13 protein-coding genes are annotated in these 14,740 nt (G+C 63.5%); 6 read left to right on the top strand and 7 right to left on the bottom strand.

All coding sequences use genetic code 11. The features are described 5' to 3' along the window. Positions 1-137: 137 nt before the first annotated feature. The 4 genes from ACFE70_RS14070 to thrA form a co-directional block, all read right to left on the bottom strand. Positions 138-818 (bottom strand): DUF3365 domain-containing protein, encoded by a 681-nt coding sequence (locus ACFE70_RS14070; protein WP_375418395.1) that lies wholly within the window; start codon positions 816-818, stop codon positions 138-140. A 139-nt stretch (positions 819-957) separates the two neighbouring features. Further along, positions 958-2,244 (bottom strand): threonine synthase, encoded by a 1,287-nt coding sequence (gene thrC / locus ACFE70_RS14065; protein ID WP_375418394.1) that lies wholly within the window; start codon positions 2,242-2,244, stop codon positions 958-960. A gap of 193 nt (positions 2,245-2,437) precedes the next feature. Continuing rightward, positions 2,438-3,370, bottom strand: coding sequence for a homoserine kinase (locus tag ACFE70_RS14060; protein ID WP_375418393.1), 933 nt, complete (start codon positions 3,368-3,370; stop codon positions 2,438-2,440). 199 nt (positions 3,371-3,569) lie between these two features. Further along, positions 3,570-6,059 (bottom strand): bifunctional aspartate kinase/homoserine dehydrogenase I, encoded by a 2,490-nt coding sequence (thrA, locus tag ACFE70_RS14055; RefSeq protein ID WP_375418392.1) that lies wholly within the window; start codon positions 6,057-6,059, stop codon positions 3,570-3,572. A 140-nt stretch (positions 6,060-6,199) separates the two neighbouring features. On the opposite strand from thrA, the gene prfA reads away from it, so the two are divergent. Both prfA and ACFE70_RS14045 read left to right on the top strand, forming a co-directional pair. Next, positions 6,200-7,270 (top strand): peptide chain release factor 1, encoded by a 1,071-nt coding sequence (gene prfA, locus ACFE70_RS14050; RefSeq protein ID WP_375418391.1) that lies wholly within the window; start codon positions 6,200-6,202, stop codon positions 7,268-7,270. 184 nt (positions 7,271-7,454) lie between these two features. Beyond that, positions 7,455-9,020 carry a right-handed parallel beta-helix repeat-containing protein gene (locus ACFE70_RS14045; protein ID WP_375418390.1) on the top strand — a complete coding sequence of 522 codons (1,566 nt, stop codon included), beginning with the start codon at positions 7,455-7,457 and terminating at the stop codon, positions 9,018-9,020. Between the two features lie 3 nt (positions 9,021-9,023). Here ACFE70_RS14045 and ACFE70_RS14040 read toward each other — a convergent pair whose 3' ends face one another. From ACFE70_RS14040 to gpmI, 3 genes are all read right to left on the bottom strand, one after another. Then, positions 9,024-9,626, bottom strand: coding sequence for a hypothetical protein (locus tag ACFE70_RS14040; RefSeq protein WP_375418389.1), 603 nt, complete (start codon positions 9,624-9,626; stop codon positions 9,024-9,026). A gap of 92 nt (positions 9,627-9,718) precedes the next feature. Then, the gene (locus ACFE70_RS14035) at positions 9,719-10,132 is read right to left on the bottom strand and encodes a VOC family protein (RefSeq protein WP_375418388.1); all 414 of its coding nucleotides are present in this window, start codon (positions 10,130-10,132) and stop codon (positions 9,719-9,721) included. Positions 10,133-10,145: 13 nt separating this feature from the next. Beyond that, entirely contained in the window at positions 10,146-11,675 is a 1,530-nt protein-coding gene (gpmI, locus tag ACFE70_RS14030; RefSeq protein ID WP_375418387.1) for a 2,3-bisphosphoglycerate-independent phosphoglycerate mutase, read from the bottom strand. Between the two features lie 380 nt (positions 11,676-12,055). Between gpmI and ACFE70_RS14025 the strand changes: the two genes are divergently transcribed. The 4 genes from ACFE70_RS14025 to ACFE70_RS14010 all read left to right on the top strand — a co-directional run bounded on the left by ACFE70_RS14025 (position 12,056) and on the right by ACFE70_RS14010 (position 14,657). Beyond that, positions 12,056-12,460: a DUF4783 domain-containing protein gene (locus ACFE70_RS14025; RefSeq protein ID WP_375418386.1), complete on the top strand. Its 405-nt coding sequence runs from the start codon at positions 12,056-12,058 to the stop codon at positions 12,458-12,460. 93 nt (positions 12,461-12,553) lie between these two features. Then, positions 12,554-13,420 carry a carboxylating nicotinate-nucleotide diphosphorylase gene (gene nadC / locus ACFE70_RS14020; protein ID WP_375418385.1) on the top strand — a complete coding sequence of 289 codons (867 nt, stop codon included), beginning with the start codon at positions 12,554-12,556 and terminating at the stop codon, positions 13,418-13,420. A gap of 103 nt (positions 13,421-13,523) precedes the next feature. Further along, positions 13,524-14,162, top strand: coding sequence for a hypothetical protein (locus ACFE70_RS14015; protein WP_375418384.1), 639 nt, complete (start codon positions 13,524-13,526; stop codon positions 14,160-14,162). A gap of 120 nt (positions 14,163-14,282) precedes the next feature. After that, positions 14,283-14,657 (top strand): hypothetical protein, encoded by a 375-nt coding sequence (locus ACFE70_RS14010; protein WP_375418383.1) that lies wholly within the window; start codon positions 14,283-14,285, stop codon positions 14,655-14,657. The last annotated feature ends 83 nt before the right edge of the window (positions 14,658-14,740 follow it).

The raw sequence follows: 14,740 nt of genomic DNA, 5'->3' as shown, positions 1-14,740 counted from the left end.
TCCTAAACAGTTTCATTATAAGTAGCTGTTGGTTAGATAATTGCAGATTTTTGGGGCCGTGGTCCTCGAATGACTACTACTTTTTGGGTTAGTTAGGATGAGCGCTTGAGGCAAGTTCTCTTCTGCCTAGCGGCCCCTTAAAACAGCTTCGGCATTTTGTGTTCCTTCCACTTTTTGCGCGTTTTCATCGTCCAGAACTCGGCCACGCCGGGACGGGTGAGCCGCACTTGCCAGGCGCCCATCACCTGGCCCAATTGGTAGCCGGTGGCCCGGTCCTGGGGGTAGGCTTTTTGAATGAGCGCGTAATCTGCTTGGGAGACGTCCTTACCGACTTCGCCGTGGCAGCGCAGGCAGAGGCGGTTATTCAGCACAATGGGACGCTGATACACAAATACTTCCTGGCTGGGCCGCTTCACGACGCGCAGCGTGTCGGGCTGCATTTCGGAGGCGGGCAGCGCGGCCAGGTGCGCGGAGTTGCGGGGCCGGGCGCTGACGCGCCGGGGCGTGGCTTGCAGAATCCTGGCCATCGAATCAGTTGCAGCATAGGTTTCGGGGCGGCACAGGGGTAGGGATGCGGCCACGCCGCCGGCCGCCAGCCCGCGGGCCAGGCGGCGGCGCAAGAGCGTGTCGGCGAAGGCCGTGAGCGTGTCGCCGGCCCAGCGCGTGGCGCGCAGCAAGTCCTGGGGCATGATGCGCTTGACTTCCCAGTTAGCCGTCTCGACGCCGATGCGCTTGGTGTCTTTCAGGTGCTCTACCTGGTCAGGGCGGCAGGCGGTGGCAGCGAGCGCAAGGAAAAGAAAAACCAGTTGTTTTGACATAAATCGACGCCTGTTTATTCGGTTAAAAGAGAAGAGTTGAAAGCTAAAACGCAGATAATCATCTTTATCTCCGCCCTTTTATCTCGCCACTTTTAACTGAAATTACGTTGCCAGGCCGGCTGAAAAAACGCTCTGAAGCTTATAAGAGGTACGCCTTTAGCGCTTCATAATCAACCGCCAGCGGCACGCTTCGTTTGGGCAAAAGCGACAAATGCCGCACGGCGTCGGGCAGCGGGATAGCCCGGCCCAGAATAGGCTCGACCACGGCCGGAAATTTCACCGGGTGCGCCGTGGCGAGCAGAAAGCCGCGCGCGCCGGGGTGAGCGACCTGGTGGCGAGCCAGCGCCGCGTAGGCCACGGCCCCGTGCGGGTCGAGCAGGTAGCCGTGCGCTTCCCACACCTGCCGGATGGTCGCCACGGTGTCGGCGTCGCTCACGGTGTCGGCGCTCAGGGCCTGCGCGAGCGCCGCGAAGTCATGGCCGAACAGCTCCTGAATGCGCACAAAGTTGCTGGGGTTGCCCACGTCCATCGCATTGGAGGGGGTAGGGATGGCGGGCCGGGCGAGGTAAGTGCCGCTGCGAAAGTATTCGGGTACGGGGTCATTGGCGTTGCAGGCGGCGATGAAGTGCCCCAGCGGCAGGCCCGTGGCGCGCGCCAGCAGCCCGGCGGCCAAGTTGCCGAAGTTGCCGCTCGGCACCGCCACCACCGGCGGGGCGCTCGCGGCCGGCCACTGCTGCCAGGCCAGCCAGTAATAGAGCTGCTGGGGCAGCCAGCGGGCCACGTTGATGGAGTTAGCCGAGGTCAGCAGGCGGTGCCGGGCCAGCTCCGGGTCCTGAAATGCCTGTTTCACCAGCGCCTGGCAGTCGTCGAACGTGCCGCTGACTTCCAGGGCCGTGATGTTCTGGCCCAGCGTGGTGAGCTGCTGCTCCTGCACGGGGCTGACTTTGCCCGATGGGTAGAGAATCACGACTTCCACGCCCGGCACGCCCAGAAAGCCGCTGGCTACTGCCCCGCCCGTATCGCCCGACGTGGCCACGAGCACCGTCACCGGCGGCGTGTCGCCGCGCCGGGCAAAGTAGCCTAGGCAGCGGCTCATAAACCGCGCCCCGACGTCCTTGAAGGCCAGCGTGGGCCCGTGAAACAGTTCCAGCGCCGAGACTTCGCCGGTTATTGGCACGAGCGGAAACTCAAAACCCAGGGCTGCCGCGCCGATGTCGCCCAAGTCGCCTTCGGGGATAACGTCGCCCACGTAGGGCCGCATCACGGCCAGCGCTAGCTCGGCTTTGGGCAGCGGGCGCAGCTGCGGGGCCGAAAGCGTCGGAATGAACTCTGGGAAGTACAGGCCGCCATCCGGCGCCTGCCCGGTGATGGTCGCTGCCCGGAAATCGGCCGGCGGGGCTTGTCGGCGGATGCTGTAGTAATTCATCTGAGATTTGAGATTGTGAAGCAGCCGTGGGATTGCCAAGCAGCATAAGTAAAAAGAAAAAGACGGTCATGCTGAGCGCAGCGAAGCATCTCGCCTGCGGCAATAATTCAATCGTTGTTTACCGTCGATTACTTCCTCACGCGAGATGCTTCGCTGCGCTCAGCATGACTGCCTTTTTAGTTTCCCCTTCTTTCTAACATTCCGAGACCACCCGCGCGCCCTCCGTCGCCACGGGTCCGACGTAGATATTGAACGCAATTCCCAGCTCCGCGAACACGCTGCCCAGCGCCGCGCCCACCGTCCGGGCCGTGGCCTCGTCGCGGTTCAGCATAAAAATGGAGGGACCGGAGCCCGAAATGCCACCGCCCAGCGCCCCGGCGACCCGCGCCCGCCGCCGCGCCTCGGCCAGGCCGGGGATGAGGGCGGCCCGCGCCGGCTCCACGATGTAGTCGTCCAGGGAGCGGCCAATCAACTCGTAATCAGCCGTTAAGAATCCAGCTACCAGCCCGGCCACGTTGGCCCACTGGCGCACGGCCAGGCCCAGCGGCACGGTGGCCGGCAGTACCTTGCGCGCTTCGCTGGTCTTGACCTCAATTTGCGGGTGCACCACGGCCACCCACAGCGGCGGCGCGGCCAGGGCCACAATATCAATGGCCGGCTCCAGGGCCCGCACTACGGTGAAGCCGCCGAACATGGCCGGCGCGATGTTGTCGGCGTGGCGCGCGCCCGATGCCACGGCCTCGCCGGCCATCGCAAAATCTACAAGCTGCATCTTGCTGAACCGATTATCCAGCACCGCATTAGCACCCACCACGGCGCCCACGGCGCTGGCCGCGCTGCTCCCTACCCCACTGCCCGGCATAATGCCCTTGGTGATTTCCACCTCAAACCCTACCCCCTCCTGTTCGGGCAAAGCCGCCAGCAGCGCCAGCAGGGCCACGCCGGCCACGTTGCGGGCCGGGTCCGTGGGCAAGTTGTAGGGGTCGAGGTGCCGAATGCGCACGCCGGGCGCCGCGCTGCGCCGGACGCGAATGGCGTCGTAGGGTGCGGCCAGGGCCAGGCCCAACACGTCGAAGCCGCAGCCCAGGTTGGAGAGTGTGGCGGGCGAATGAACGAGAACGGACATTAAAATCAGTGAGCAGTTGTCAGTGAACAGTTAGTAATGAGTGAAAGGCAACAAGAACGTCATGCAGAGCGCAGCGAAGCATCTCGCCAGGAGGCAGGGGGGTAGGGCAGCCACTCATTGATTGTCATTGATTACTTCCCCTCGCAAGATGTCTCGCGTTGCTCGACATGACGTTCCGTTTGTGCACTGCTCACTGACCTTACAGCCGCGCGGCGCGCATAATGTCGGCGAAGACGCCGGCGGCCGTGACTTCGCCGCCGGCGCCGGCGCCTTTCACGACCAGGGGCTGGTCGGCGTAGCGGTCGGTGAAGAAGAGCACGGCGTTGTCCTTGCCTTGCAGGTCGTAGAAGTTGTGAGTGGGGGGTAGGGAATGCAGGCCCACGCTGGCCCGGCCATTGGCGTAGCGGGCCACGAATTTGAGCTTTTGGCCGGCGGCCGTCGCCGCCTCATACCGGGCCCGGAAGTGCGGCTCGTGGGCGAGCATTTCGGCGTAGAATGCCTCCACGTCGCCCGCGAAGCACGATTCCGGCAAAAAACCTTCTATCGTCACATCGCTCATCTCCATTTTCTCGCCGGCTTCGCGGGCCAGAATCAGCGCCTTGCGAGCCACGTCCGAGCCGTTGAGGTCGAGACGCGGGTCGGGCTCGGTGTAGCCTTCGGCCTGGGCCTGGCGCACCACCTCGGCGAAGGGCCGGGAGCCGTCGTAATGATTAAAGACGAAGTTGAGCGTGCCCGAGAGCACGGCCTCAAAGCTCCGCACCACGTCGCCGGTGCGCACCAAATCCTGGAGCGTGCCGATGACGGGCAGGGCCGCGCCCACGTTGGTTTCGTACACGAATGGCGCGTTGAACTCGCGGGCCAGACTTTTAAGCTGCGCATAGCTGGCGTAGTCCGCCGAGGTAGCCACCTTGTTGCAGGCCACCACGGCCACGCTGCGGGCCAGCAGCGGCGCATATTCGGCGGCCGTGGCGGGGTTGGCCGTCACGTCGACCAGCACCGAGTTGCGCAGGTTTTTGCTCAGAATAAGCTCGGTAATCTCGGGCAGGCTCCGGGGTGGGGCGGCGGCCAGCGCAGCGGGCCAGGCCGCTGGGTCCAGGTCCAGGCCCTCGCCGTCGGGGGCCAGCAGGCAGTGCCGGCTGCTGGCCAGTCCCACCACCCGGAGCTGCACGCCCAGGCGCTCGCGCAGATACGTCTGCTGCCGGTGCAGCTGGGCCAGCAGCTTGCTGCCCACGTTGCCGGCGCCCAGCACAAACAGATTTACCTGTTTGTCAGTGGCCCCAAAAAATGCTTCGTGAAGCACGTTCACGGCCTTGGGCACATCGTCGGCCCGAATGACGGTCGAGATATTCTTCTCCGAGGCGCCCTGCGCGATGGCCCGGATGTTCACCCCGTTCTGCCCCAGCGCCCCAAACAGCCGCCCGCTGATGCCGGGGTGGTCCTTCATATTGTCGCCCACCAGGGCCACGATGGCCAGCCCGGCTTCGGGCCGCAGCGGCTCGATGCGGCCGGCCGCGATTTCAACGGCAAACTCGGCATCGACCGCTGCCTGGGCCGGCGCGGCAGCCAGGGCCGTCACGCCCACGCAGATGGAGTGCTCCGACGAGCTTTGGGTGATGAGAACGACGTTAATCTGCTCCCGCGCCAGCGCCGCGAACAGCCGCATCGAAAACCCCGGCACGCCCACCATGCCGCTGCCCGCCAAGTTGAGCAGCGTGAGGCTGCCGATGCTGGAGATGCCCCGTACCGCATCCGCGCCGCGTGGCGGCGCCAGCTCCACCAGCGTGCCGTAGTCGGCGGGCGCGAACGTGTTTTTTATCCACAGCGGAATCCCTACCCCCATCACGGGCTGAATAGTGGGCGGGTAGAGCACCTTGGCGCCGAAGTGCGACAGCTCCATCGCCTCCTGGTAGGAAAGGTGCGGAATAGGCCGCGCCGCCCGCACCAGGCGCGGGTCGGCGGTCATCATGCCGCTCACGTCAGTCCAGATTTCGAGCTTGTCGGCGCCCAAGGCGGCGGCCAGCAGGGCGGCCGTGTAGTCGGAGCCGCCCCGGCCCAATGTGGTGGTGTTGCCCTCGGTGTCGGCGGCGATAAAGCCGGGTACAATCCAGGAGGCACCGGGGTGGCGGGCCCGGAAGTCGTTTAATAGACGCGCCGTGGCCGTCACATCTACCTCGGCATTGCCGAAACGCGAATTGGTTTGGATAAGCTGGCGCGCATCGGCCCAAACAGTATTGAGCCAGAGGCGGTGAAAATGAGCCTCAAAAAGCTGCGCGGAAAGCAGCTCGCCGTAGCTCAGGAGCCGGTCGAGGGTGCGGCCCGAGAGTTCGCGCAGGGACGCGACGCCGGCGCAAAGCCGCTTTATCTCCGTGAAGCTGCTGGCTATAAATTCCCGCGCTTCGTGCCGCTGGCCTGGTGGCAAATCCAGCGCCAGCGCCACTGCCTGGTGGCGCTGCTCTAGTTGGCTAAGGGTTTCCTGATAAGTCAGGTCGGCAGTGGCCGCGGCCCGGCCGGCTTCAAGCAGGGTATCGGTGGTGCCGCCCAAAGCAGAGACGACGATGACGATGGGGCCGGCTCCACTCGCTAACACCTGGAAAGCAATGGCGGCGCTCTTCTGGATGTTCTCGGCGGTGGCCACGGATGTGCCCCCAAATTTCAGCACTTGCATGGCGCGGATTCTGGACTTGAGCAATTAGCAGGGGGGTAGGGAACAGCCCGTATCCCTACCCCCTGCCGGACGGAACGGACGCCCCAAACGGCGGTGTTTAGATTCAGTACCTTTGCAACCTACTGCCTGTTTTCCGAACTTCCCCTGATTTGCAAGAATAACTGATGCTGGAGAAATTAGAAGCCATCCGCGAGCGGCACGACGACGTGAACGAGCAGCTCATGCAGCCCGACGTGATGTCCGACCTCAAGCGCTACAAGGCCCTGAACAAAGAACTCAAGGACCTGGGCAAAATCGTGACCGAGTACCGCGCCTATCAGCAGGTGCTCAGCAACATCGAAAACGCCCGGCAGGTGATTTCGACCGAGAAAGACGAGGATTTTCGCGAAATGGCCAAGGCCGAGCTGGACGAGCTGGGCCCGGAGCAGGAGCGCCTGGAAACTGTCATCAAAGACCTGCTCATCCCCAAAGACCCCAACGACTCGAAGGACGTCATCATGGAAATCCGGGCCGGCGCCGGCGGCGACGAGGCGGCCATCTTCGCCGGCGACTTGCAGCGCATGTACATGCGCTTTGCCGAACGCAAAGGCCTGCGCATGGATTTGATTGACGCCACCGAAGGCACGGCCGGCGGCTACAAGGAAATCGTGCTCTCGCTCACCGGCGAGGACGTGTACGGCAAGCTCAAGTTCGAGAGCGGCGTGCACCGCGTGCAGCGCGTGCCAGCCACCGAAACCGCCGGCCGCATCCACACGTCGGTGGCCTCCGTGGTGGTGATGCCGGAGGCGGAGGAGCTGGACATCAACCTGGATATGAACGATATCCGTAAGGACCTGTTCATGTCGAGCGGCCCCGGCGGGCAGTCCGTAAACACGACGTATTCGGCCGTGCGCCTGACTCACATCCCGACGGGCCTCGTCGCGCAGTGCCAGGACCAGAAGTCGCAGCTCAAGAACTTCGACAAGGCGCTAGCCGTGCTGCGCTCGCGCATCTACGAAATCGAATTAGCCAAGAAGAACGAGATTGAGGGCGCCGCCCGCAAGAGCATGATTGGCGGCGGCGACCGCAGCGACAAAATCCGCACCTACAACTACCCGCAGGGCCGCGTCACCGACCACCGCATCGGCTACACGGTGTATAACCTGGCCTCGGTGATGGAAGGCAATATTGATGATTTTGTGGAGCAGCTGCGCATTGCCGAGAGCGCCGAGCGGCTCCGGGAAGGCGTCGTTTAGAAACGTGGCTAGTGCTCGTCTGAACGTCATGCTGAGCATGTGGCGCATCAAGCCAGGGACGAAGCATCTCGCGGGCAGCAGTAACCCAATCATCGTGAGCCATCGGTTAGTTACCCCCGCGAGATGCTTCGTCCCTGGCTTGATGCGCCACATGCTCAGCATGACCGCCTTTCATAATCTAAAAATGCGCTTTCTCCTGCCGCTGCTGCTCGTCAGCTTCGCGCTGCTTAGCCTGCTCAGCGGCTGCGAGCCGAAGGAAAACCTGCTCGGCGACACCGGCCAGCTGGAGTTCAAGGCGCCCTACCTCAACGGCAACTTCCTGGACTCCCGCGCCGACACCGTGCTCTTCGACACGGTGTTTACCCGCGTCGGCACCGTCACCAGGCGGCTGTGGGTGTATAACCGCAACGCCCGCGCCGTGCGCATCAGCCAGATTGCGCTGAGCGAGCCGGCTACGTCGGCTTACTCGCTCATTATCAATGGCGACGAGGTGCAAACTGCCGCCGGCCTGGAGCTGCGCGGCCAGGACAGCCTGCTGATTCTGGTGAAGGCCCGCCTGGGCGAAACCAGCGCCGACCGGCCCTTTCTGCTGACGGACGAACTGAAGTTCACTACCAACGGCAACGAGCAGACGGTCAAGCTAGTGGCCTACGGCCAGAATGCCTACTTCCACGCCAACGAAACCATCGGCTGCGACGAGGTATGGCGGGCCGACCGGCCGCACGTGCTCTTCGGCACGGCGCTGGTCGGGGCCGGCTGCACCTTGCGCATTTTGCCCGGCGCCCGCATCTACGCCCACGCCGGGGCCACCTTGCGCGTCAGGGGCACGCTGCTGGTGAACGAGCCCGCCGACTTCAGCCCTACCGACACCGTGAAGCTGACCGACCGCAACATCGTGCGCTTCGAGGGCGACCGCCGCGAGGCACCCTACGCGGACGTGCCCGGCCAGTGGCTGGGCATCGTGCTCGACGCTGAGAGCCGCGGCAGCCGTCTGCGCTACTGCGAAATCAAGAACTCGGTGTACGGCGTACTGCTGCTGAACCCCGAAAACCGCCAGCCCCAGCCCGACGTGACGTTGACCAACTGCGTGCTGCGCAACATCAGTGGCGCCAACGTGTCGGCGGCCAACCCGATTGCTTCCGCTGGGGCCGGTGTGTTCAGCCTCGCGGGCCGCGTAGCGGCGACTAACTGCTTGTTTACCAACTGTGGGCAGTTTGCCATCCTGGGCCTGGGCGGCACCACGTGCAGCCTCAACTTCTGCACCGTGGCCAACTACGCGCCCACCTCCAGCCGCGAGACGGAGTCGCTCACCTTCACCAACGAGCTGCTAGAGCGCCCCGATGGCACTACGCCGGTCGCGCCCTTCCAGCTCACCATCCGCAACTCCATCATCTGGGGCCCTACCCCCTCTGGCGGCGCCAAAGCCTTGGAAGACGAGTTGCTGCTGGTCAATGCCGACAAGTCGCCGCCGGTTATTGAGCGGACACTACTGCGCACCAAACTCTACGCCGCTGCCCCCGGCTCGCCCGCCAAGCCGAGCCTCGACAACAACGGCAACCTGCTGAACCAGGACCCCAAATTTCGGCGCAGCCCGGAGAACTACAGCGGTCTTGTGTTTGACTATGGTCTGGAAGCTACCTCGCCGGCCCGCGACCAGGGCCAGTATTCCCCCCAGGTTTCGCATGACTTGCTAAACGTGCCGCGCGACTTGCAAAAGCCCGATTTGGGCGCGTTTGAGCGGAAGGATTAGCTTCTAGCGCACCGTCGCCCTGGTCGCGTAGCGTAGCGTGTCAAATAAGACCAGCTTCTGGGTGCCATTCACGCCGTATTCGGTCAGCTGCCCGTTGAGCAGCTTCAGGCGCAGCTGCTTGTGAGTCGAGAACAGGGCATTTTTTTGCGTGATGCTGGCTTGAATCTCGGTGGGCTGCCCGCCTTCGCTGAGCACCAGCAACGACTCCACCGGCGCGTTATCGTGGCCGGGGCGGCGGGTATAGCGGCGTTGCTCGCCGTGGGGGGGGTAGGCGGCCGAGTCCACGGCGTAGGCCCCGCGCAGGGCGGCCTTGTTGATGTCGGCCTGGAAGAAAAGCTGTAACTCCTCGGCCCACTTCACGGCGGGCACGGTCGCGGTTTCGGGCGCGGCGCCGCGCACGCTCACCTGCTTCGTGACCGCCGCGCGCCGGGCCGTGAGCTGTTGAACCTGGCTTTTCAGCAGACCTTGCACGTCAAAATACAGCGGCTGGCGTTCTGCTTTTGCCACAGCCTCGGCCGGGCTGGTGTGGCTGGGGCCGCAGGCGGCCAGCAGTGAGCCGGCCAGCAGAATTTGGGATGCCGCACCGAAGAATCTAAAGCTGACCATACAGGAAGCGGCACCGAGCGTTAATTGAAGGAATAAGCAGCCCAGTCGGCGGGTGTCACGAGCCGCTGGCCGGGGCTACGTGGCCGGTGCTGCTACGATGGCGGCCCCAGCAGGTCCCACTTAGTGCCATAAAGGTCCTCAAACACCGCTACGGTTCCGTAGGCCTCGCGGCGGGGCTGCTCTAAAAAGCGCACGCCGCGGGCCTGCATGGCGTGGTAGTCCGCCCAGAAATCGGCGGTGTGCAGGAACAGCAACACGCGCCCGCCCGCCTGGTTTCCTACCTGTGCCGCCTGCGCCGGAGTGACAGCCTGGGCCAGCAGCAGCCGCGTCTGGCCAGCGCCCGGCGGGGCCAGCGTCACCCAGCGCCGGCCCGGCGCCAGCGCCACATCCTCTACCAGCCCGAACCGCAGCTGCTGGGTGTAGAAGGCCAGGGCCTCGTCGTAGTCGCGCACCAGCAGAGCGACGGCGCCGAGGTATTGGGGGGGTAGGGAAGTAGTCGGCTCCATCTGAAAAAACGCCTTACGCGGGGCGCAGCAGGCTCACGCCGGTCATGTCGGCGGGCTGGGGCAGGCCCATCAATTCTAACACCGTGGGCGCGATGTCGCCGAGCTTGCCATCGGCCAGCGTGCCCTGGTAGTCGGCGTCGGCCAGGATGCAGGGCACCAAGTTGGTGGTGTGGGCCGTGTTGGGCGAGCCGTCGGCGTTGCGCATAAACTCGGCGTTGCCGTGGTCGGCGATGATAATGCAGGCGTAGCCCGCGCTCAGGGCCGCTTCCACTACGGCGCGGTTGCAGGCATCGGCGGTTTCGACGGCCTTCACCACGGCCTCAAACACGCCGGTGTGGCCCACCATATCGGGGTTAGCGAAGTTGAGCACCACGAAATCAGCCGCTTGAGCTTGCAGCTCCGGCACGAGCGCGTCGCGCAAATCAGCGGCGCTCATTTCCGGCTGCAAGTCGTAGGTTGCCACCTTGGGCGAGGGGCAGAGGATGCGCCGCTCGCCCTCAAACACCGTTTCGCGCCCGCCCGAAAAAAAGAACGTCACGTGCGGGTACTTCTCGGTTTCGGCAATGCGAATCTGGGTTTTGCCGTTGGCCGCCAGCACCTGCCCGAGCGTATTGTCGAGGTTGTCTTTTTCAAAAACCGGCGTCACGCCCACAAACGTGTCGTCGTAGTTGGTCAGGGTCAGGTATTGCAAGTTCAGGTGCTGCATCTGAAAGGCCGGCATGTCCTGCTGGGTGAGCACCTCCGTGATTTCCCTACCCCGGTCGGTGCGGAAGTTAAAGCAAATCACCACGTCGCCGTCCTGAATGGTCGCCAGCGGCTGCCCGTCGGCGCCAGTCTTGACGATGGGCTTGAGAAACTCGTCCGTCACGCCTGCTTTATATTGCTCCTGAATGCTTTGAATCAGGTTTTGCGAGGCCGTGCCCTGGCCGTGCGCCAGCAGGTCGTAGGCCAGCTTCACCCGCTCCCAGCGCTGGTCGCGGTCCATAGCGTAGTAGCGGCCCACCACGGAGGCGATTTTGCCGCCGCTGCGCTCCAGGTGCTGCTCCAAATCGTTGATGTAGCGCACACCGCTCTTGGGGTCGGTGTCGCGGCCATCGGTGAAGGCATGGATAAACAGACGGTGTACCTCGGCATCGTGGGCCAGCGTGCAGAGCGCCTTCACGTGGTCGATGTGCGAGTGCACGCCGCCGTCGGAGAGCAAGCCAATCAGGTGCAGCGGCTTGTTGTGGTCGCGGGCATAGGCAAAGGCTTTCACCAAAGCCGGCATCTGCCCAAGCTTGCGCTCCCGGATGGCTTTGCCGATGCGCACCAGTTCCTGGTTCACGACCCGGCCGGCGCCGATGTTCATGTGGCCGACCTCGGAGTTGCCCATCTGCCCCTCGGGCAAACCTACGGCCTCGCCCGATGCCTGCAGCCGGCTGTGCGGAAAACGTTGCAGCAGCTCGTGGTAGAAGGGCGTGCGCGCCTGGTCAACTGCCGAAACTCCCGGATTCTGAGCTAGTCCCCAGCCATCAAGAATGACCAGCAGTACCTGTTTGTTCATAGGGCAAAGATAACCGCGCGAGGCCGAACAAGCCGTTTTCGGACCGGCTTATTTGCCCCGCCTACCCCCCTTGCCGGGCTTGACGCTGCACCAAGGGGTAGGGACCGGCCGGGCCCTCGAACCGGGCCCGGCCGAACCAGCGCCGGAATTCTGACCGACAAGCGCGCCAGGTGTTAAAAATGAATACTGCTAAAAATTATAAGTTAATGACTATGACAAAAAACAAATAGTACTAAATTATCTGTTCATGCGACAAATTGGTGGTTAAACTGGTTTGGCTGCTGATTCATCATTCAATAGCTCCCAATTCACCTAAGATTCGTCCTCCTGGCACAATTTTAGCGTAACAGGCTTGCGCATGGCGCACTTTTCCCCTTTTCATGAAACGTTTTCTTCTGCGGACGCTGCTCCTGGCCTGGTTTGGCCTGCTGGCCGGCAATGCCGGCTTCGCGCAGTCCCCCGACAACACGGCGCCCATCGGCGCGGCCCTGCGCAACGGCTCCTCGCGCGAGCTGGCCCAGTACCTGGCCCCGGCCGTCGAGGTGCTCTTCGATGGCGACAGCAAGAGCTACAGCGCCACGCAGGCCGAGCTGGTCGTGCGCGACTTTTTCAGCAAGTCGCCGCCCAGCAGCTTCGAGTTTATTCACCAGGGCTCCAGCCGCGAGGGCATTCAGTACGCGATGGGGCGCTACACCAGCCGCGGCGTCAGCTACCGGGTCTACATCAAGCTGCAACCCGGCAAGGCCACGCCCATGATTGACACGCTGGACTTCACGAAAGAATAAACCAAGCCTACCGACTCGCTACTAGTAAGTGGTCCTTCCCAGCCGGGAAGGACCGCTTTTTTATGCCCGGCTAATTAGCCGTAATTTTGCCGGGTGCAACTCCCTCCCGCTCCCTACCTCACCCCCGACGCGCTAACCACCTTTATTCGCACGGCCCTGGCCGAAGATGTGGGCGACGGCGACCATTCGGCGCTGGCCGCCATTCCGGCCGCGGCCCGCAACCGCGCGCATCTCTTAGTAAAGGATGAGGGCCTGCTGGCGGGCGTAGCCCTGGCGCCCCTCATCTTCCGGGAAGTAGACCCGCAGCTCACGCTCGCTATCCAGCTCACCGACGGCACGCCCGTGCGGCCCGGCGACGTGGCCTTCACCGTCGAAGGGCCCGCCCGCAGCATTCTCACCGCCGAGCGGCTCGTGCTCAACTGTATGCAGCGCATGAGCGGCATCGCCACCCACACGGCCCACCTTACCAGCCTGCTGGCCGGTACCAAAGCCCGTCTGCTCGATACACGCAAGACGACGCCTAATTTCCGCCTCTGCGAGAAGTGGGCCGTGCTCATCGGCGGCGGCGTCAACCACCGCTACGGGCTCTTCGACATGATTATTCTCAAGGATAACCATGTCGATTACGCCGGCGGCATCGCCCAGGCCATTGCGGCCACCAAGAACTACCTGGCCGACACCGGCCGGCAATTGCCCATCGAGGTGGAGACGCGCACGCTGGCCGAAGTGCAGCAGGTGCTCGATGCCGGCGGCGCCGACCGCATCATGCTCGACAACATGCGCCCCGCTCAGCTGCGCGAGGCGGTGGCCCTGGTGGCCGGCCGCGTGCCGCTGGAGGCCAGCGGCGGCATTACCGAAGAAACCATCGCTGAGGTGGCCCAAACGGGAGTTGATTTTATCTCCGTCGGCGCCCTCACGCATTCCATCAAAAGTCTGGATTTGAGCTTGAAAGCCTTTTAACTGTCTGTCATGCTGACGGAAGAAGCACCTTATCACGGCTGCTTTCGTCAGGTATTACAAATCCCTGGGGCGCGGACGTGATAAGGTCCTTCGCAAGCTCAGGATGACCTATCAACCCGTGAACCAACCCCCCAACCAACGTGGTGGCGGCTACCGCCAGCAGCAGCCAGCCTCGCCGCTGGCCATCCGCACCAAGAAATATCAGTTCGACACCAACACCTATACCCGGCTGGCGATGGGCCAGGTGTGGCGCCAGGAATGGTGGTATGCCTTGGTGCCGTTTGCGCTGGGCCTGCTGCCGGCCCTGTTCATCCATTCGTGGTGGTGGCTGGCGCTGGCCGTGGTGCTCACCATTCTCTACGTGCTGCTGCGCTCGGCGCAGGTGACGGGCGTCACCCAAATGGAGCAGAGCAAGCCGCTGTTTGAGCGCATGAGCTACGAGATGGACCCGAAGCAGCTTGTGTTGCGGCAGTCCGACACCAAAGCTATGGGCCTGACCTGGGACACTATCGCCCGCGCCCGCCGCGACCCCGACGCCTATTTACTGTATCTCAAACCCGGCCCGGCGCCGGCCGGCCTTGCGCCGTGGCGACTGTGGCTGGCCCGCACCTTCGACGTGCCCGTGTTTCTGCACCTGCCGCTGCGCATCTTCAACTCACCCAACGACTTGAAGCTGTTTGAGTCCTTGCTGCGCCGCAAAAACCTGCTCCCCGAAGCTACTGTCAAAGCTCCGGCGGCGTAGCGTGCCAACAATCCTTCTGCCCGGTCTGGCGCTGAAACCCTGTGGCTTCCAAATGAGTCCTGGCTTCCGGCGAACAGCTACTATTCCCTACCCCCCTCCTCAGACATCAACCCTCCCCATATGAAGCTCCTCCTCAACTCCCTACCCCTGGCCGCCGCCGTGCTGGCCCTGAATGCTTGCAGCTCCGAACCTTCGGACTGGCGCCCCGACAAGAAAGTGTCGCTGGACATGGTGGCGCCCGGCACCCGCATCAGCGACAACTTCGACCAGAAAACGGTTTACGCGCCCAACCAGGCCAAGGGCGCGGCCATCACCAAGCCCATCAACTCAGGCGCGGCAGGCGTCGACCGGCGCCCGGCCCCCAGCGCCGAGGCCTCGATGAGCGCCAACTCCGAGCAGTCGATGCGCAGCAAGAGCAAGACCGACCAAGCCGAGATAAAGGCCAAGCCGGGTCAGGAAGACACCTCCCGCCGCGGCAATATGATTCAGCGCTAGGCGGGCTGTCTGTCCGGCGGAAATTACGAGCCTCAGCAGCTTAACCAAGCAATTTCTAATCAGTATGAAACAAGGTTGCAAAA

Source organism: uncultured Hymenobacter sp. (genome assembly GCF_964243305.1).
Taxonomy (GTDB): domain Bacteria; phylum Bacteroidota; class Bacteroidia; order Cytophagales; family Hymenobacteraceae; genus Hymenobacter.
The sequence above is the reverse complement of the archived record's forward strand: the minus strand, read 5'-3'. Positions and strand labels throughout refer to the sequence as shown.

Excerpts from the sequence above, each read along its gene's own strand:
- ACFE70_RS14070 (WP_375418395.1), bottom strand. The coding sequence starts at position 818 with ATGTCAAAACAACTGGTTTTTCTTTTCCTTGCGCTCGCTGCCACCGCC.
- thrC (WP_375418394.1), bottom strand. The coding sequence starts at position 2,244 with ATGAATTACTACAGCATCCGCCGACAAGCCCCGCCGGCCGATTTCCGG.
- ACFE70_RS14060 (WP_375418393.1), bottom strand. The coding sequence starts at position 3,370 with ATGTCCGTTCTCGTTCATTCGCCCGCCACACTCTCCAACCTGGGCTGC.
- prfA (WP_375418391.1), top strand. The coding sequence starts at position 6,200 with ATGCTGGAGAAATTAGAAGCCATCCGCGAGCGGCACGACGACGTGAAC.
- ACFE70_RS14045 (WP_375418390.1), top strand. The coding sequence starts at position 7,455 with ATGCGCTTTCTCCTGCCGCTGCTGCTCGTCAGCTTCGCGCTGCTTAGC.
- ACFE70_RS14040 (WP_375418389.1), bottom strand. The coding sequence starts at position 9,626 with ATGGTCAGCTTTAGATTCTTCGGTGCGGCATCCCAAATTCTGCTGGCC.
- ACFE70_RS14035 (WP_375418388.1), bottom strand. The coding sequence starts at position 10,132 with ATGGAGCCGACTACTTCCCTACCCCCCCAATACCTCGGCGCCGTCGCT.
- gpmI (WP_375418387.1), bottom strand. The coding sequence starts at position 11,675 with ATGAACAAACAGGTACTGCTGGTCATTCTTGATGGCTGGGGACTAGCT.
- ACFE70_RS14025 (WP_375418386.1), top strand. The coding sequence starts at position 12,056 with ATGAAACGTTTTCTTCTGCGGACGCTGCTCCTGGCCTGGTTTGGCCTG.
- ACFE70_RS14015 (WP_375418384.1), top strand. The coding sequence starts at position 13,524 with ATGACCTATCAACCCGTGAACCAACCCCCCAACCAACGTGGTGGCGGC.
- ACFE70_RS14010 (WP_375418383.1), top strand. The coding sequence starts at position 14,283 with ATGAAGCTCCTCCTCAACTCCCTACCCCTGGCCGCCGCCGTGCTGGCC.